The 16,703-nt window shown below is 56.9% G+C and carries 17 protein-coding genes and 4 pseudogenes; 12 read left to right on the top strand and 9 right to left on the bottom strand.

The window, feature by feature from the left end:
* Positions 1-12: 12 nt before the first annotated feature.
* Positions 13-918 carry an AraC family transcriptional regulator gene (locus tag AC0JZ8_RS02080; protein ID WP_471891554.1) on the bottom strand — a complete coding sequence of 302 codons (906 nt, stop codon included), beginning with the start codon at positions 916-918 and terminating at the stop codon, positions 13-15.
* Between the two features lie 98 nt (positions 919-1,016).
* Here AC0JZ8_RS02080 and AC0JZ8_RS02075 point away from each other — a divergent pair, with 98 nt between their 5' ends.
* Together AC0JZ8_RS02075 and AC0JZ8_RS02070 are read left to right on the top strand one after the other, a co-directional pair.
* Complete coding sequence (locus AC0JZ8_RS02075) at positions 1,017-1,775, top strand: SDR family oxidoreductase (RefSeq protein WP_471891553.1); 759 nt, start codon at positions 1,017-1,019, stop codon at positions 1,773-1,775.
* A 39-nt stretch (positions 1,776-1,814) separates the two neighbouring features.
* The gene (locus AC0JZ8_RS02070; protein WP_471891552.1) at positions 1,815-2,759 is read left to right on the top strand and encodes an alpha/beta hydrolase family protein; all 945 of its coding nucleotides are present in this window, start codon (positions 1,815-1,817) and stop codon (positions 2,757-2,759) included.
* A 324-nt stretch (positions 2,760-3,083) separates the two neighbouring features.
* Here AC0JZ8_RS02070 and AC0JZ8_RS02065 read toward each other — a convergent pair whose 3' ends face one another.
* From AC0JZ8_RS02065 to AC0JZ8_RS02055, 3 genes are all read right to left on the bottom strand, one after another.
* The gene (locus AC0JZ8_RS02065; protein ID WP_471891551.1) at positions 3,084-3,659 is read right to left on the bottom strand and encodes a hypothetical protein; all 576 of its coding nucleotides are present in this window, start codon (positions 3,657-3,659) and stop codon (positions 3,084-3,086) included.
* Positions 3,660-3,704: 45 nt separating this feature from the next.
* Entirely contained in the window at positions 3,705-4,019 is a 315-nt protein-coding gene (locus tag AC0JZ8_RS02060; protein WP_471891550.1) for a barstar family protein, read from the bottom strand.
* 94 nt (positions 4,020-4,113) lie between these two features.
* Complete coding sequence (locus AC0JZ8_RS02055; protein ID WP_471891549.1) at positions 4,114-4,239, bottom strand: hypothetical protein; 126 nt, start codon at positions 4,237-4,239, stop codon at positions 4,114-4,116.
* Between the two features lie 92 nt (positions 4,240-4,331).
* On the opposite strand from AC0JZ8_RS02055, the pseudogene AC0JZ8_RS02050 reads away from it, so the two are divergent.
* From AC0JZ8_RS02050 to AC0JZ8_RS02035, 4 genes and pseudogenes are all read left to right on the top strand, one after another.
* Positions 4,332-5,398: pseudogene (locus AC0JZ8_RS02050) on the top strand (IS3 family transposase); the annotation flags it as partial.
* A gap of 63 nt (positions 5,399-5,461) precedes the next feature.
* Positions 5,462-6,561, top strand: a protein-coding gene (locus AC0JZ8_RS02045) for an IS3 family transposase (protein ID WP_471891548.1) whose coding sequence is annotated in 2 segments (ribosomal slippage) — positions 5,462-5,714 and positions 5,714-6,561 — 1,101 coding nt in all. Because the reading frame shifts where the segments join, the coding sequence is not laid out codon by codon here.
* A pseudogene (locus tag AC0JZ8_RS02040) lies at positions 6,542-6,790 on the top strand (IS3 family transposase); the annotation flags it as partial. The gene AC0JZ8_RS02045 and the pseudogene AC0JZ8_RS02040, both read left to right, overlap by 20 nt.
* A gap of 70 nt (positions 6,791-6,860) precedes the next feature.
* Positions 6,861-7,319: pseudogene (locus AC0JZ8_RS02035) on the top strand (DDE-type integrase/transposase/recombinase); the annotation flags it as partial.
* Between the two features lie 102 nt (positions 7,320-7,421).
* On the opposite strand, the gene AC0JZ8_RS02030 reads toward AC0JZ8_RS02035, so the two are convergent.
* Both AC0JZ8_RS02030 and AC0JZ8_RS02025 read right to left on the bottom strand, forming a co-directional pair.
* The gene (locus tag AC0JZ8_RS02030; protein ID WP_471891547.1) at positions 7,422-7,658 is read right to left on the bottom strand and encodes a hypothetical protein; all 237 of its coding nucleotides are present in this window, start codon (positions 7,656-7,658) and stop codon (positions 7,422-7,424) included.
* A gap of 292 nt (positions 7,659-7,950) precedes the next feature.
* Positions 7,951-8,673, bottom strand: coding sequence for a Crp/Fnr family transcriptional regulator (locus AC0JZ8_RS02025; RefSeq protein WP_471891546.1), 723 nt, complete (start codon positions 8,671-8,673; stop codon positions 7,951-7,953).
* A gap of 376 nt (positions 8,674-9,049) precedes the next feature.
* Here AC0JZ8_RS02025 and AC0JZ8_RS02020 point away from each other — a divergent pair, with 376 nt between their 5' ends.
* The 3 genes from AC0JZ8_RS02020 to AC0JZ8_RS02010 all read left to right on the top strand — a co-directional run bounded on the left by AC0JZ8_RS02020 (position 9,050) and on the right by AC0JZ8_RS02010 (position 11,641).
* The gene (locus AC0JZ8_RS02020; RefSeq protein WP_471891761.1) at positions 9,050-9,367 is read left to right on the top strand and encodes an ArsR/SmtB family transcription factor; all 318 of its coding nucleotides are present in this window, start codon (positions 9,050-9,052) and stop codon (positions 9,365-9,367) included.
* A 538-nt stretch (positions 9,368-9,905) separates the two neighbouring features.
* Entirely contained in the window at positions 9,906-10,355 is a 450-nt protein-coding gene (locus tag AC0JZ8_RS02015) for a MarR family winged helix-turn-helix transcriptional regulator (protein WP_471891545.1), read from the top strand.
* Between the two features lie 53 nt (positions 10,356-10,408).
* On the top strand, positions 10,409-11,641 hold the full coding sequence (locus AC0JZ8_RS02010) for an FAD-dependent monooxygenase (protein WP_471891544.1): 1,233 nt from the start codon (positions 10,409-10,411) through the stop codon (positions 11,639-11,641).
* Positions 11,642-11,793: 152 nt separating this feature from the next.
* Here AC0JZ8_RS02010 and AC0JZ8_RS02005 read toward each other — a convergent pair whose 3' ends face one another.
* Complete coding sequence (locus AC0JZ8_RS02005) at positions 11,794-12,597, bottom strand: AraC family transcriptional regulator (protein WP_471891760.1); 804 nt, start codon at positions 12,595-12,597, stop codon at positions 11,794-11,796.
* A gap of 197 nt (positions 12,598-12,794) precedes the next feature.
* On the opposite strand from AC0JZ8_RS02005, the gene AC0JZ8_RS02000 reads away from it, so the two are divergent.
* Positions 12,795-13,538 carry an SDR family oxidoreductase gene (locus tag AC0JZ8_RS02000; RefSeq protein WP_471891543.1) on the top strand — a complete coding sequence of 248 codons (744 nt, stop codon included), beginning with the start codon at positions 12,795-12,797 and terminating at the stop codon, positions 13,536-13,538.
* A 687-nt stretch (positions 13,539-14,225) separates the two neighbouring features.
* Positions 14,226-14,588, top strand: coding sequence for a darcynin family protein (locus AC0JZ8_RS01995; RefSeq protein WP_471891542.1), 363 nt, complete (start codon positions 14,226-14,228; stop codon positions 14,586-14,588).
* Between the two features lie 138 nt (positions 14,589-14,726).
* Here AC0JZ8_RS01995 and soxR read toward each other — a convergent pair whose 3' ends face one another.
* Complete coding sequence (gene soxR, locus AC0JZ8_RS01990; RefSeq protein ID WP_471891541.1) at positions 14,727-15,188, bottom strand: redox-sensitive transcriptional activator SoxR; 462 nt, start codon at positions 15,186-15,188, stop codon at positions 14,727-14,729.
* Positions 15,189-15,355: 167 nt separating this feature from the next.
* On the opposite strand from soxR, the gene AC0JZ8_RS01985 reads away from it, so the two are divergent.
* Positions 15,356-16,426, top strand: a complete 1,071-nt coding sequence (locus AC0JZ8_RS01985) for a zinc-binding dehydrogenase (RefSeq protein WP_471891540.1) — start codon at positions 15,356-15,358, stop codon at positions 16,424-16,426.
* Between the two features lie 87 nt (positions 16,427-16,513).
* Here the strand turns inward: AC0JZ8_RS01985 and AC0JZ8_RS01980 are convergent.
* Positions 16,514-16,659 (bottom strand): annotated as a pseudogene (locus AC0JZ8_RS01980) (IS5 family transposase); the annotation flags it as partial.
* Positions 16,660-16,703 lie beyond the last annotated feature (44 nt).

The following is a 16,703-nucleotide window of genomic DNA, read 5'->3' as shown; positions in this document are numbered from 1 at the left end:
GGGTCGGACGCGTTAAGCCGCCGCAGCAGCAACTGCGCGAGAATACGCCCCAGGCGGCATTCCCACATGCCGATTGAAGGCAACGCTGAATGCGCTTGTCGATCCATAGCCGACGCGCTGGGCGATGTCGGCCATGGGCATATCTTCGCGAAGGAACTCTTTTGCCAGTGCCATGCGCCATCCGGTCGCGTATTCCATTGGCGCGACCCCTACCTCCTTGCGGAAGCGATCGAAGAAGGTCGAACGAGACATGGCAGCCTCCTGGGCAAGCGTTTCCACCGTCATGCTTCGCCCCGGATCTTTGTGGATCCGGCGCAAGGTCGGCGCAAGCAGCCCATCGGCCATGCCACGCAACAGGCCCGGCGGCGCCTTGGCAGTTGCGGCCGATCGTATTGCATCGATGAACAACACTTCGAGCAACCGGTGAAGCACCATTTCGCGCGCGGCACGGTCGGCCCTCGTCTCCTCGTTGATCATGCGGACGAGAGCCATCAGTCGCTCTTCACCATGAACATGGATGACCTCCGGCAGCAGCGATACGAGGAGAGCTTTGTCATCCGAGCCGAAAGCACAATGCCCGACCAGTGCCTTGACCTCCGCCAGTGCTTCCGGGTCGCCAAGGCGAAAGACACCGGGGCTGGTTTCCAGACGTTGGCCAAGTGCGCCGCGTGGTGGCGGCTCCATGCTGCTCATCGTGAAGGAAAAGATCTTCGGAACCAGGACGAAGTCACCCTCAGTGAGCACCATGGGCTCACGACCAGCAATCGTCATCAGGCAACGGCCTTCGGCCACGGCGCAATAGAAGGGGCTTCCGAGCTCCGTGCGCTCAACCAGCCACCGACCGCCGCCCGTCACGAGCTTTGAGATCGACGGACTCGGCTTCAACAAAGAAACGACTTCGGCGACAGGATCAGTCATCAATCCGGACTTTCGCTAAACCCTACTGGACAAACGCATATAGCATGTCCGGATGATCAGGTCCATCTTCAGGCTAGTCAAACGCCAGGAGACAGAACATGCCAAAGATCCTCATCACGGGTTGCTCGTCCGGTTTCGGCCTCGCCATCGCACAGAAATTCTTGAACGCTGGATGGGACGTCGTCGCGACCATGCGCACACCGCGAAACAACCTTCGTCCTTCAGACGGCAGACTCGAAATCCTGCCGCTGGATATCACCAACGCTGACAGCATTGCTGAGGCGGTCGAAGCCGCCGGCACGATCGATGCTCTGGTCAACAATGCCGGCGTCGGCATGCTCAATGTGCTCGAAGGCTCGGAGATGTCGAAGGTGCGCGAACTGTTCGAAACGAATGTTTTCGGTGCGATGGCGATGACAAAAGCTGTCCTCCCGCAGATGCGGGTCCGTCGCTCAGGCGTCATCGTCAATGTCAGCTCCGCCGTCACGATAAGGCCGTTGCCAGCACTTTCGGTCTACAGCGCCAGCAAGGCGGCCCTCAACGCGTTTACGGAAAGCCTCGCGCTCGAGGCGGCTCTGTTCGGCATCCGTGCCAAACTTGTTTTGCCTGGTTCGGCGCCAACGACCGGCTTCGGCAAGAATGCCGTCTCGCGCATGGGCATGGAAATCCCCGAGCCATATACCGCCTTCGTCGACGACTACATGACGAAGCTGCGTTCGGGCACAGAGGTCACGACAGCGGATGCGGTTGCAGAGGCCGTCTGGCGGTCTGTGACAGAGATCGACGCGCCGATGAAGATCCCAGCCGGCACTGATGCGGAAACCTCGTTCCGCGAAGCGGGTCATTTGCTCGCCTGAACATCACTATCCGAAATCCACCTTTGAAGGTTCAGACCCATGAACAATCTGATCAATCTCGCAGAGCATATTCCGACGCCTGAAGCCGCTCTCACCGTGGCCTACACGCCGATCCGTCTTTTGACGCCCGGCCGTCAGCCGCTGGAATTGCGTCTGACCGCACCCGGACACGGCGACAAGCTTCCGATCGTGTTACTGTCGCATGGCTACGGTCCATCCAACTATATTCCGTCTAAGGACGGCTACGCTCCCCTAGTCCAGTTCTGGGCGGAAAGAGGGTTCGTCGTCATCCAGCCGACGCATGCGAGTTCGCGGGTCGGCGGGCTGCCGTCAGATGCACCCGGCGCGCCGTTCTTCTGGCGTGAGCGTGTCGAGGAGATGAAGGCGATCCTGGACCAACTGCCGGAGATCGAGAGACAGGCACCGGCCGTCGCTGGGCGGATGGATCATGCGCGCATCGGCGCGGTGGGCCATTCCTTTGGCGGACACACCGTCGGGCTCCTGCTCGGCGCACAGTTAAATGGTGAGGATTTTTCCGATCCGCGCATCTCGGCGGGCGTTCTCCTGACAACACCGGGACGCGGTGGCAAGGACATGACACCTGAGAGTGCTGCCCGGTTTCCGTTCTTCGATGTCGACTTCTCGACGCTCTCGACGCTCGGCCTCGTCGTTTGCGGTGATATGGACAATCCGCATTTTACCACCCGCGGTCCTGAGTGGCATGCAGATGCATTCCACGATGCACCGGGCGCTAGAGCAATGCTGATGATGCACGGGGTCGGGCATGGTCTTGGCGGGATTGCAGCTCTCGACGCAAAGGAAACAGAGACTGAAGCACCAGACGTGCTGGAAGCGACACGACGGCTTACGCTCGCCTGGCTTCAGACCGCGCTCGGCGCGGACAAAGGCGCTTGGCCGAGAGCTTGCCTCGCACTTAAAGATGAGGCCGCAACGCTTGCGACGGTCAGAGAGAAGCAACTCTAGCCCTGAGAGCGATTGTCTTAGGCATCGTCGGGATTGATCTCGTTTTGCCCGCTATTACCGGGATCGCTCGCGAAACTAGTGGCAACCGCTTGAGGCCGGCGGCCCTCGCGGCTTACGTCGCGGGCACGCTGGTGGGGCTAATCCCTCCTACCTGTTGATCTGGTCGCTCTTCCAGTTCCGCGCTGTTCATGGACCCATCGACGCCGCGCATTGAGTACTTTCATGACTGGCGATTACGCTGCACCACCAATCCACATACGTTAAATCAGTCAATAAGCAAGTTAGCTACGATGTCTGATTGGCAGGCCGCAGGTTAGGATCCCTTCAAGGCGTAAGACTGTAGAAGCCTGTCACCACGACTTGTGGTCGATCGCGCCGTGCATCTGGTGTCGCAGCGCGGCTATACAGAAGCGTAAAAGCCTTGTCGTCACGCGACCGAAAAAGTGTTGAGACCATGTCGTTCGTTCGCTCATCGCTAACCTTGTCCCACCGGGAGCGAAAGTTTGCAGAGGTGATGACAATCTCGGCTACTGGCTGAAGGTCTCCGCCGCCTCCACCACTGATATGGCACATGGGAATACCTTCAGAGACCACAAGTGCGTAGCCGTTCTCCTGACCTGCATCGATGCGCCAGTAGCGGTTCGCGCGGCGCAGCGAGGGCGGCGGCAACAAAGCGTCCGGTAGACTGAAGGTCTCGCGCACGTGTCCGGTAAGTCCGATCACGGCAAGGAATGGTTCGACACCGTCGCTCCAGCTTGCAGGCTCCAGAACCCAGGCCTCACAACCGCGCAATGCGCCTTCCAAGGCTTGGCGAAGAAGAGCCGGGCCCTCCTCATCCTCCGCCAAGACAGGCGCCGTCAAATGGATCAGCGAAGCTAATATGATAATGGCAAAGCGCAAGGCGAAGGATCCTTTCCGGGGAATAAAGGGCGGATGGGCACGGACCTATCCGCTATCGAGATCAATGTTGGGATGATCGGCAATGATGTCCAGGACACTATCGAAATAGGTCTTCCCGCTGCCGCGTTCTAGATCAACCAGCTGCCGGCCGCTCAAGTCGGCATCAAATGTCTTTGGCTGTCGTTGCTTCTCGCTGAGCATTTCATGCGTCGCATCGAAACCGAGGGTATCCCGGCTCATCTCAATGTTCCGCCACACGATCTCGACCGTTCCACCAACGGAGGTGTTGCCATACTGTCCGTAAAGCATGTCGTTGAACGCATCGAGGCTGTGTCGAAGTGACCATGTTTCGTTCTTCATGAACACCCGGTTGATCTCGTCGCAGAAGGACGGGATGTCGTGTATACTCTTACCCAGAATGATCAATCTCTTGGACAAAGCCGACCTATGCACATTACTTCCAGCTCGTGTAGTCTTCAGCGACGCAGCCGAATGGCGCACGATCCTCTCCGAAGCGCTTCTTCAGCTGGGCGCACCCCCAGTCGTTCAACGTCTTCGGCATCAGGTTGTTGATGTCCATGCCTGGCGACTGGAACTGAGTAGCGGAGCTCGTGACATACCAGAGCCAGAACGGGGGTGCGGACGAAAACTTGGACCACCAGGAGGTAGTTCATGTATTCCTACGCAGACAGACTTCGAGCAGTTGAACTCTATATCCGGCTTGGCAAGCGGCTTAACGCGACCATTCGCCAGCTGGGATATCCCACCAAAAATGCGCTGAGGGGCTGGTACCGTGAGTACCTACAGCATCTCGACCTGCGTACTCAGCCGGTAGCGCGAGCGCCAAAATATTCCGAGGCCCAGAAGAAGGCGGCTCTTGAGCACTTTCGCACCCATGATCGTTGCATCTCTGCGACGATGAGGGCACTTGGCTATCCCGGACGAGGGACACTGACCGCATGGGTCCGGGAGGCATTTCCCGAGACGCGAACATCGTTGGTCGGGCGATCGTGGCACCCTGGCTATTCCGACGAGGTCCGGCAAGCGGGGGTCATCGGACTATGCAGTGGAGAGGAAAGCGCTCAACAGGTCGCTGACCGGCTGGGCGTCTCGCGGCCTACATTGTACAGCTGGAAGGACCAGCTTCTCGGTCATAAGGCCCCATCATCATGAAACGCCGCAAAGCAAATTCCAAGGTGCCTGAACGTGAGGAGCTCGAACGACAGCTTGAAGCTCTCCAGCGTGATGTTCGCCAGTTGCAACTCGAGCATGATCTCCTGAAGAAGGCCAACGAACTCATTAAAAAAGACCTGGGCGTCGATCTGCAGATCCTGAGTAATCGGGAGAAGACACAGCTGATTGACGCCCTTAAGGAAGATTATCGCTTGCCAGAACTACTCGCCCAGCTGCGAATTGCCCGAAGCTCCTATTTTTACCATCGCACGCGTATTTGTCTGGCAGACAAGTATGAGGCCGTCCGGCACAGCCTTGCGGAAATCTTTGAAGAGAACCGTCGTTGCTATGGCTATCGCAGACTACAGGCGTCGCTGGCCAGGCAGAGCGTAACAATCTCGGAAAAGGTTGTGCAGCGGTTGATGAAGCAGGAGCAGTTGGTCGTCGCCAGACCGCGTCGACGGCGTTTTGGATCATATTTGGGAGAAATCAGTCCGGCACCCGAAAACCTGATCAATCGGGACTTCCATGCAGAAGCGCCGATTGTGAAATGGCTGACAGACATTGACCTGAGACCCTAAACTTCCGCCAGATTTTGGTAGAGTCCGTCACATCAAGGAGACGGACGAATGAAGCGTTCACGGTTCACGGAAGAACAGATCATCGGGATATTGAAGGAGCAGGAGGCGGGTGCGAAGACAGTTGACGTCTGCCGCAAGCACGGCATCTCGGACGCAACCTTCTACAAATACAAGGCGAAGTATGGCGGCATGGACGTGTCCGATGCCCGCAAGCTGAAGGCGCTCGAGGACGAGAACGCCAAGCTGAAGAAGCTCTTGGCCGAGGCCATGCTGGACAATGCGATCCTGAAGGATGTCGCGTCAAAAAAATGGTGACGCCCGATGTGAAGCGGGATGTGGTGGCTCATGTCTGTGCGCAGCATGGGGTGAGCCAGCGTCGGGCGTGCGAGGTTCTGTCGTTAGATCGGTCGAGCATGCGATACCGCAGCGTGCGGCCTGACGATGCGACTATTCGGGAGGCAATGAAGAAAGTGGCGTCGGAGCGCCGACGCTTCGGTTATCGCCGCATCCACGTGATGCTCGACCGTCAGGGGATCGTCATGAACCTGAAGAAGCTTCGACGTCTCTATCGGGAGGAGAAGCTGACGGTGCGCAAGCGCGGCGGCCGAAAGCGGGCCTTGGGGACAAGACGCCCCCTGGCTCTGCCGTCACGCCCCAACGAGCGCTGGAGTTTGGACTTCATCAGCGATGCCTTCACCGACGGTCGCCGCTTCCGGGTGCTGGCGGTTGTCGACGACTTCACCCGCGAATGCCTGTGCCTGGTCGCCGACACATCTCTGCCGGGCGCTCGGCTTGCCCGCGAGTTGGACACCCTTATCGTCAGACGGGGGAAGCCGAAGACGATTGTCTCGGACAACGGCACGGAGATGACCAGCATGGCCATCCTCAAATGGTGCCAGGAGACAAAGGTCGAATGGCACTACATCGCCCCCGGCAAGCCGATGCAAAACGGCTTCGTCGAAAGCTTCAACGGCAGCTTCCGTGACGAGTGCCTCAACGAGACCCTGTTCTCGTCACTCACCCAGGCCCGCGCCGCCATCACCGCATGGAAGGAGGATTACAACAGGAACAGACCCCACTCGTCGCTGGGCAACATCACACCCAGAGAGTTCGCAATGAAAATGGCTATGGAAAAACAGGCCGCATGAGGCCAGATTGAAAACCCAAGACTCTCTCGAAAACTGGAGGGGAGTTGGGTCTCAGGTCAATCTTAAAACGGAACTCTTCTATCCACGCGATTGGAAGGCCATCACAATCGAACAGTTCGTCGCCGAGGTAGATGCTTATATTCGCTGGTACAATGAGAAACGTATCAAGATATCGTTGGGATCGCTCAGCCGGGTCGAGTATCGTCAGAGCCTCGGCCTGAACTTATAAAGCAGTCCAACTTTTTATCCGCACCCCCTATAAGGCTGCGCCGGGTCAGCTCTCAGTGGAAATCAACAACGTGGCCTTTGTCATCGACGTCTTCGCTCGTCGCATCGTCGGCTGGCGGGCAAGCCGGACAGCACATGCGAGCTTCGTCCTCGATGCGCTGGAGCAGGCACTTCATGATCGGCGTCCCGCTCATGGCAACGGCCTCGTGCATCACTCGGATCGCGGCGTTCAATACGTGTCCATTCGGTATTCCGAGCGATTGGCAGAAGCTGGCATCGAGCCGTCTGTCGGAAGCGTCGGCGACAGTTACGACAACGCCCTCGCTGAGACGATCAACGGACTCTACAAGGCCGAAGTCATTCATCGACGTGGACCATGGCGCAGCTTCGAGGCGGTGGAATTCGCCACCTTGGAATGGGTCGATTGGTTCAATCATCGACGGCTTCTGGAGCCTATCGGGAATATACCGCCAGCCGAAGCCGAGGACCGGTATTACGCCATGCTGGACGAACCAGCCATGGCCGCATAACTTAAACGAAACGGCCTCCGGCAGACCCGGTGCGGTTCAAGACGTTCAAGCGCTGAGATCGCTTACCAGACGAAACCAGAATAGTAGCGGATCTAGGGCTGCTCAATCGCTTGCTTTAAAGTCGCCAAGATCTGAGAGACCGCGGTGTTTTGCAATCGCATTATCAAGTGCCTGCTTAGTGTTATGGCCCTCGCGATACAGATTGATAATAATTGCAGCGGCCAATTCTGCCTCTGCGCTATCCTTGGTAACTTTGTGGGCGTCCACCCATTCCTTGAATGCCTCGTCGATGACGGACAATTCCACTGGACCAAACGTTGCTTCTAGGAATGCGCGCATAACCTTCCCCTTTATGCCGGTGCTTATATAAGAGAAATTTTATGACAGATGCAATACTACACTTTTGATGAGCACGGTCCGTGCCAGAACCGAGCTGTCGTCGAGACGGCATTGTCCCGATATGATTACAATTTCGATGGGAGACCACCGGTCGCTTATCGCCGCAGCATGCCTGCAACTGTGGGATCCGACACGCGCGCCGTTGATCCCAACCACGCCGTGCCGGTCAACGTCGACGAAAGTCTGCGCGCCATAATAAATTAACAAGTCGAGTTCTAATGAGCGGCTAAGCTTACGAGACTTGACGGATAGCGCCGAAGAGTTTCGCGTATTCACGCTCAGGCAGTCCGTAAGCCACTCCAGCAAACTCTTCTAAAACGACCCTGTCGCGAACGGTTATCGCACCCCTCGATGACGACAAAACACGTCGCCCCTCGAGTATATGCAAGGTTGTTGTAACGCTTTGACGGCGAATCGTCAGCAAGTTTGATAGCAACTTGTGGGTGAGAGGTATGGTATCGCCTTCGATCCGGTCGTGACACATCAAAATCCATCGAGCGAGGCGTTGATCGATCGTGTAACGGGCGTTTGATAGTGCAGTATGAGCAGATTGAACGAGAACCGTATGAACGTAACGGCTCAGCAGTGTGCGAAGTGTGGGGCTGTCGTCACATGCTGCATGAAGTCGTGCATTCAGTATCCTATGCCCCGTCCCGCCTAACTGCATTAAAACTGTGAATGGATCAATCTGAACGCCGAGAAAACTTCCAGTTGGGGCCATTCCCTCATGACCAAACAAGCTGGTTTCTGCAGCGCGATCGGTAGCGTGAAGAATGATGGAGCCAATTCCGCTTTCTAGAAAGTACGTGTAATCAGAAGGCCTATCGGGCGAAGAGATAGTAAATTGGATGGGAAGGTGAACGGCCTCTAAGAAAGGGCTCAACCGGTCGAAATCCGCTTTCGATAACAGCGACAGGAGGCGATTCCTGAAATTGGACTGAACAGACGTGGGCATTGCTCTCCCTGAGAAGTAAGAGCAATCGGGTCTTGAGCGCTCCAGCGCGTACCGTGTGGATCACGCGAGCCCCTAGTCTCCGTAACAGCCCGCAATAAGTTCCCTTCGCCGAGAAATTGCAACCCATAGCAAAGATCTCGCGCGATAACGGACAACTAAGCGGAGATCGATTCAACATGAGAAAATGCCCGAATACGGTGTTCCAGCCTAGAAAATCGACGGACATTCAAATTTTATGTCCGGTATCGTGCATTTCTGAGGATGTCGTCTTGTGCAAACGCGTCGTTACGGGCACGCTTTTGTTTGATCAAAACATCGCTGACATGCGGAAGTGATCATTGCCTGAAGGTAACCTATGCTGGAGAGTGCTATGCTCATGAAGACCCCTGATGATGAAGCTCTGGCAAAAGCGGCGCGTCTTCTTGACGTAATGTCGAACGAAAAACGACTTCAGATCCTGTCGCTTATCGTCAAAAACGAGCTTTCCGTGGGCCCTTTGGCGAAGCAGCTAGGATTGAGCCAGTCGGCGATGTCGCAGCACCTTCATAAACTTAGGGTTGCCAAACTGGTCCATTTTCGCCGTGATGCGCAGACCATTTACTATTCGTGCGAGTCGAAGGATGTCGCGAGGGTTCTCGATGTCCTGGAAGAAATATTTGTGACGCCCTCGAACCATTCACGTACTGCCGTTTGAAGATTATCCAATACGGAGGGATGGGCGACAATATTAGAGACACCTAAAATACACGAGGCGGTCTCAAAACGAGGGAGGAACAAAGATTGTACGATCGGTGATTAAATTCACCGTCTCGCAATGTTTACAGGTTCGCATTTTTCCAGCCACAGCTACTCGCGGAACTCCACGGGTTCATTGGGCACTGTACGCGGTGGTGTGGGGTTGGTAGTCATAGAATGGCTACCCTCTTTGGGGCACTTTCGGGGGCTGAAAGCGTCGCTTTCAGCTCCTTGGTTCAATATTCAGGATGGAAGAGCTTTAGGAACTACCACAACCTCAAATATCGGCCTTCATCGATTTCTGAGTAATGTCACGCTGCAGAGGCCTAGCTAGCCGCGACACTGTGTGCGCACAAACTCTTCAGGTATTCTGTGTTCCAATGGACGCGCGAAAATTAGCCCTAACCTTCTTCGCATCTCATGACAATTTGAGATCCATGGATCGTGCAGTAAATCTTGTGCTGGCAACCGGGTCGTAGTTGGCCTAGGAAAGACCTATGCAAGAACAGGACGACCATATTCATCCGGAGGCGGCAGTCGCTCCCGGCTACCTGGCCAATCACGCTGCCCGTGTGTTCAACAGGCTGGTAGATACGGCCTTGCGCCCATACGGGCTTTCGCTTTCTCTGATTGGCCCGATCATGCTCCTTTCCTGGAAAGGACCGATGCTCCAGCGCGACCTTGTGCGTTCCTCCGCAGTCAAGCAGCCGGCGATGGTCGCGCTCCTCGACAAGCTGGAAGCGCTGACGCTGATCCGCCGGTCGCCCTCGTCAATCGATCGCAGGGCGGCAATGGTCGAATTGACGAGCCAAGGGCAAGAGGCAGCCCGGCGGGGACGCGACGCGCTACTAGCTGCAAATGCTAGGGGGCTGGAAGGCTTTTCATCCGAGGAGGCAATGTCAATGGTTCGCCTTTTCCAGCGACTGATCGATAATTTCGAGCGCTGACGGCGGAACAAATATATCACGAGTGATGTTCTTTACGGAAAGGAGATCATCGCATGTCCCGTCGCATCCTCATCACCGGCGCAAGCGTCGCCGGCAATACAGCCGCTTGGTGGCTAGGCCATTACGGCTTCGACGTAACAGTCGTCGAAAGCACCCCAGAGTTTCGAGACGGTGGGCAGAATATTGACATCCGGGGTGTGGGCCGTGAAGTGCTGCGCCGGATGGATTTGGAACAGGCAGCCCTCGATCGCGGAACAGGGGAAGAGGGGACTGTCTGGATCGATGAGCAGGGCGGAGAGGTCGCCAAATTTCTCACTGCCGATTTCGGTAGCGATGGCCCAACGGCGGAGATGGAAATCCTACGTGGGGATCTTGCTCGCCTCCTGTACGAGTCAGCCCGCAACTACGCGACGTTTCGTTTCGGCGATCGCATCGATCGCATCGATCCCATCGAAGAGGGCGCAGAGGCGGTCTCGGTTGCCTTCTCGAGCGGGCAGACCGAACAATATGACGCGGTCGTCATCGCGGAGGGCGTAGGCTCATCGACACGCGAGCTGGTTTTCCCTCAGGAGAACGAACCGCGATGGATGGATCTCACCATCGCCTATTTCACCATACCGCGACAGGCCGACGACGACCAGATGTGGCGCTGGTACAATGCGACGGATGGCAGAAGCATATCGCTGCGGCCCGACACGCATGGAACGACGCGGGCCATGCTGTCGCTCCAGCAGCCACCGAACGGCGAGCAGGACTGGACCGTCGAGCAGCAGAAGGCCTATCTCCGCGAGCGATTTGACGATTCCGGCTGGCAGGCGCATCGGGTGCTGGCCGGCTTGGAGGAGACCGAAGATTTCTACTTCGACGTGCTGCGGCAGGTGCGCATGGATCGGTGGTCGAAGAGGCGCGTAGTGCTTACCGGCGACGCGGCCTGGTGCGCAACACCGGTTGCGGGGATAGGAGCTACACTCGCTGTGACAGGCGGCTATGTGATTGCCAGCGAGCTGCGGCGGAACGGCGATATTAGGCAAGCGTTCTCTGCCTATGAAGAGGCGATGCGGCCAATGGTCGAGAAAGGGCAGGGCGTACCAAAGATTGCTCCCCGCATGATGAACCCGCACAGCCGGCTCGGCATCAACCTGCTGCATAACGCCCTCCGCATAGCGAGCAAGCCGGCTATTCGCGGTCTTGCCACCAAATTGTTTGCAAGTGAACCGGATGGACCTGATCTTTCGCGATATGAGAAGTTGCCTTTGCACCAACGACCTCATCCAAGTGGACCTTGAGGTTTAGGTCGGAATCCCCTTGGAGCGGGGGGCATTTTCAAATGCAGGGTTAGATTGGTGCCGTTCGGCGCCTATCTTTAAGAGGTTGCTTCAAGCCAAAGCTGGCTGCTGCTTGTTGATAGGTTGCAACCGATGCCGTCTTGGGCTCGTGATCACACCGAACGGCTGAAACGGGGAGGTTTTTGGACATCATGGCGCGGGGAGATGCCAAACTTGCGCTTGTACTCCCTGCTAAACTGCGATGCACTCATATATCCGACGACGTGCGCCGTCTCGGCAATCGAGCCGCGTTCACCCATCAGCATGTCGCGCGCTTTGAGAAGCCGGAGGTGTTTCGCATACTCAAGCGGACCGTGCCCGGTGATCATTTTGAAGTGGCGGTGAAACGAAGTCACGCTCATCCCCACGGCCCGCGCGAGCGAGGCTATATCGGGCAGCGGGTCGTCGGTTCGTTTGAGCAGAGCAACGGCCTTCAGGATCTCGGTCATTCTGCGTCCTCCTGAATTAAGTTGACGCACGGTGTCGCCAAATCGACCGGTTAGCAGACGATAGTGGATTTCCTCGACCACCAGGGGGCCTAATATCGGCGGCTCCCCGTGTCGATGGCACATGCCCAACAAACGGCTTATCGGCTCCAGCAAGTCTTGTTCCAGTTGCCCGATGGCTATCGTAGGTGCCTGTTTCGCCGGAAAGCTGGGAAGAATGGAAAGCATTTCACCGATCTTCGCTGAGCTGAGTTCCAGTCCGACGCCGAGATAGGGAGCGCTCTCTACTCCGGTCGTAAAGGGCACCCCCACAGACGAGAGAGCGAACATACCAGGCGTCATGCGTGCATGCCGGGTTGCAAATGTCATGGTCTTGGAACCGCGTAACACAACGTAAAGCCTCGGCTCGAACATTGCGGGTTCGGAGGACGTAGCGGTCGCACTATGCCATAGGCCCAGTCCAGAAACCATCAGCTTAGTGATTGCGCAGCCCTCCCCCGGTTCAACGAGTGGATCCGCAAGAGCGCTTAGTTCCGCAATCTTCGATTCCATTTCCATCCGCCAACAGGACCATTTTTGGAAGAATCAGGCAAGACATTGCGTTGATCGCCCATGTCGAAGGACTGTGTGAATTGTATCTTCCTCCATGGTATAGGAGGATCGGATTTATGAGCAATAAGCGCGTAGCGTTGATCACGGGTGCGAACAAGGGGATCGGTTTTGCTATCGCGAGGCAACTCGGCGAACGGGATCATGCCGTTATCGTGGGATGCCGTGACCTAGAGCGCGGCGAGCAAGCCGCGATCGAACTTCGGGGGGCTGGCATCGAGGCGCGCTCTCTTCTTCTGGATGTGACGTTGGATGATAGCGTGACGGAAGCGATGAAAGACGTTGAGCTTCGTGAAGGTCGGCTCGACGTCCTCGTTAACAACGCGGGCATGCATTTCGGTCCGCCCCCGGCAGCCTCGGAAGAATCAATCGACCAGATCCGACAGATTTTCGAAATCAACGTATTTGGTGCGTTACGTGTCACCCAAACGTTCCTGCCGCTGTTGCGCGAGTCGGACGCCGCCAGAATCGTGATGATGAGCAGCGGTCTCGGTTCTCTCGACATGACACTGGACATGCGTAGTGAAAACTGGGGCGTCGGCTTTGCTGGCTACTGCGCATCCAAGACAGCGCTGAATATGTTGACGATCAAACTTGCCAAAGAACTGGATCGCGAAGGGATAAAAGTGAACGCGGCCGACCCAGGCCTTACTTCGACCGACCTGACCGGGAACGGGCCAGGTCACTCTGCCGCAATGGGTGCGCGTACACCCGTAGCGTTGGCTACGTTGAGCCCCTTCGGTCCCACAGCCGGCTTCTTTGCCTGTGCGCCATCCGGCGACTTGGTAAGGCAGCCCTTGTGATCATCATGCCATCGGTCTTGGAGGAGCGGGCCACCATGGCTTTGGCTGACGGCATTTATGGATAATCCAGCGGATCTCCCAGAAGACCACCTCTTTCACTTCCGATGGCTTCCAGACACGTCAGTTTGACACCTTGAGGCAGGCCCGGCGCGGTGTACGAGACCTAGAACCTGCCCGAGCCGCTCCTGCCACCTGAGCACTTCCGACGCGGCAACCGCTACTGGCGGATCAATGCCGGACCCAACGAGGATTACGCGCTGGTGGTCTCGCGCGACATCCCGATGTGCCACATCACGGGCGGCGGCGGGGTCGACTTCCAGCCAGCGGCCGAAGCCATGGCCGCCTCGCCGGACTTCTCTGATCGCTGGGAGCGCATCGGCGAGGAGCGCCAAGAGGGATGGTCTCGACCTTCTTTCGACTGCGCGAGGAGCCAAAGCTGGCGCTGGTCCTCAGCCGTGCCGACGTGACCGCGCCCAGGTGATCGCGACGGCGACCTACGACCTTGGTCGCTGAGGCGACGCAGGTTCGTCGGGCCAGCGTGGTGGAAATGGCAACACAAGAACATCACCACCCGGCGGGATCGGTCCCAAATGGCGCAGCACACGGTCATAGTAGCCAATGCGAGTAGCAAACGTGAGCATATGCTCGCATCTTCCTATGCGTCAATCAACAACGCAAGGACGCATCATGGATACCCAACCCACCCAGTTCGAAGCCGCCCTCACCACATTCTTCATGGTCAAAACCTCGCCGGAATGGCTGGGTTTTACGTTCGAAACCCGACTGGCACACGCCCGCGAGACCTTCCAACCCATCCTTGATGACTTCAAAGATCGAGTTCGGCTCAATTGGTATGACGTTGAGTTCTACACGGCCAAAATCAGCGATATCTGGATGATAGAGTCAAAGGATCATCACAGCTACCAACTCTTCTGCGAGAAGCTACACGAGACGCCGTTCTGGGACCGCTTCTTCCTCGTTCAGGACATATTTCCGGGTGAGCTGAACGCCTGGGCGAAGAATTATGAGGTCGAAGCCCTTCAATCATAGAAAGATCGACTATGTAGCCGCACTCCGTTGTGCTCCCCGCTCACCGCCGTTCGCGGTTAGAGCGGAGCAGCCTCCTCATGCTCCTAGCGTGACGAGGGGATCCCTGGATTTGATCGTTTTCTGGAAAGGGCCTTTGATTCATGAATTGTTTGCTACCCACTGGCGCGAAGCTAAGAGGCGCGGCCCCGCTCCCTCTGACCCTAATTTGTCCTCCGGATTACGGAGTGGGCAATCGGCCAACGACAAGCAGCCGCAACCGATGCAGCGGTCCATCTGGTCCCGCAATTGCGTAAGCTTTTCGATTCGCTCGTTAAGCTCCGATCGCCATGAAACCGTCAGCGTTTGCCACTCTGCTGAGGTGATAGGCTTATTCGTAGGCAGCGAATCAAGATGCTCTTTAACCATCGCTAGCGGAATGCCTGCACGTTGCGCGATACGGATTACCGCGATGCGGCGAAGCACGCCCCGGGGATAACGACGCTGGTTTCCACCAGTCCTCCAAGATTGGATCAGACCTTTCATTTCGTAGAAGTGCAAGGTTGAAACCGGCACGCCGCTGCGGCGGGACACTTCTCCGACAGACAGATCGGTAGGCTTCATGTGTCGCCCCCGTGCATCGGTGGTTGCATGCGGCTTGTGGCCAACAGACTATCAAAAGTCTCTGAGTGTGCTTGACCTCAACCATAGTTGAGGTTGTAGCTATTGGTTCCAGTGTGTCAACTATCACCTCGGGCACACGCATAGGTGAAGCGTTTAAAGGAAAGTTTATGAAAGCCTGGTACAAAGAGTCGCTTGATAGTCCCCTGCGCTGTGAGGATCGCCCTGATCCATCTCTTCGCCCTGGCAGCGTTGTCGTTGACGTACTGGCCGTCCATGTTCCGGCTTACCTGACCGCTATGGTCGATAGCACGGAGATCCCATTGCCAGTGCCGCTAATCCTTGGAGCGGGTGGCGTTGGCGTGGTGAGAGAAATTGCGGATGATGTTTACTCGTTCTCTCGCGGTGATCTGGTGGTGCTCGACAGCCTTGTCGAAAGCGGCGATCGTGAGTTCCCGGAAGATGTCCTGATGGGATTAGGAGAAATCGGCGGCAGGGGCATCGAAACCAAAGCTGTCGAGGTAATGCGTGATCAGTGGCGTCACGGAACAATGGCTCAAAAAGTGGTGATGCCCGCCGCAGCCGTCACTCGCCTGCCTGGAGACGTGCCACATGGCGACACCGCTCGGTTGGCGTTCCTTACATGGTTAGGAATAGCTGGTGAGGGCGTTATCCAGTCCGGGCAGCGTCCCGGCGATGTCGTCGCCGTTCTCGGGGCGACGGGGCAGATGGGCGGCGCGGCCGTACTGGTGGCACTGGCCCGCGGCGCTTCGCGGGTCATTGCCGTGGGTCGCAACGAGGCAGCGCTGCAGCGCCTGGCTGATCTTGATGCCCGTGTGTCAACTGTTCGCCTCTCCGGCGATATCGCTGCAGACACCGATGCGATCGCTGCGATTGCACCACCGCATGTCGTCATCGACGCCGCCGGGAAGGTCGAAAACGCCGATGCCTTTCTTGCCGCACTTGGCTCCTTACGCGATGAAGGCACCATCATCATGATGGGAGGGACACGCTGTGATGTGCCGATTTCTTATGGTGATGTCCTGCGTCGCCGCCTAACTATCAAGGGTTCGCGGATGTATCGTTCCCAGACGATGGCCGAAATATGGCGACTGGTTGAAGCCGGACTTGTCGACCTTAACAAGGTCGAAGTGCAAACCGTCGATATAGTTGATCCCAAAGCAGCCATCGATCAGGCGGCACGCTCCAGCGGCTTGAGCATCGTCGCTCTCGTGCCCTGAATGATAGGGAAGGGGGCGGCTATGATTGGCCGCCTCCTTGTGTTTCATTGGCCTTGTAACGTCCTCGTGGCCAAGACCAAGCGACTTCGTCCTGTTGACAAAGTATGGCAACCATATTTTTTTGCGGCGACCAGGGCGAGGAAGCCATCGAAACATTTTTAGGTCTTGTCATATCGGGTAGCAACACGACGGAACTGCGTGATCCGATCGAACATCCGCTCGATTCGATTTCGCGAGATCGCCGGAAGTGATCAAGAGAATTTACTCGACGATAGTG

The sequence above is a fragment of the Velazquezella soli genome (genome assembly GCF_977018685.1).
This window is presented reverse-complemented; position numbering and strand designations above follow the sequence as displayed.